Source organism: Rhizobium sp. KNZ2-6A, assembly GCF_056755475.1.
Window position 1 is genome coordinate 1 of sequence record NZ_JBNDIC010000150.1, and the last position, 532, is coordinate 532.

A 532-nucleotide genomic window follows, 5' to 3' on the forward strand; every position below is an offset into this window, starting at 1 on the left:
TCGCGTCTCATCTTTATCGACGAGACGTCAACGAATACACGCCTGACAAAGCGCACCGGCTGGTCTCCCAAGGGCAATCGCTTCAACGCCTATGCCCCTTTCGGAAAGTGGAAGACACAGACCTTCATCGCTGGGCTGCGATGCCATGGCCTCACGGCTCCCTTCATCGTCGATGCACCAATGAACAGCCGTATCTTCGAAACTTGGATAGACACTCAGCTTGCCCCGACATTGTCGCCCGGCGATGTCGTTATCCTTGACAATGTCGGCTTTCACAAAAGTGAGCGCGCCGAACAGTTGGTCAAAGCGAAAGGCGCGTGGCTTCTCTTTCTGCCACCCTATTCGCCAGACCTGAACCCCATCGAAATGGCCTTCTCCAAGCTCAAAGCACTTCTGAGAAAGCGAGCCGCACGAAGCTTCGACGCAATCACGAAAGCTCTCGGCGACATCATAAACCTTTTCTCAGTCGCAGAATGCCGCAACTATTTCAAAGCCGCCGGCTATGAGGCCAGATAAATGCGACACGCTTTAA

At 53.8% G+C, this 532-nt stretch carries 1 protein-coding gene; it reads left to right on the plus strand.

Features of this window, described 5'->3' with window-relative positions; translation table 11 throughout:
• Positions 1–516: IS630 family transposase (locus ACPYOP_RS32990; protein WP_481414390.1), on the plus strand; the 516-nt coding region annotated here is incomplete at its 5' end.
• Positions 517–532 lie beyond the last annotated feature (16 nt).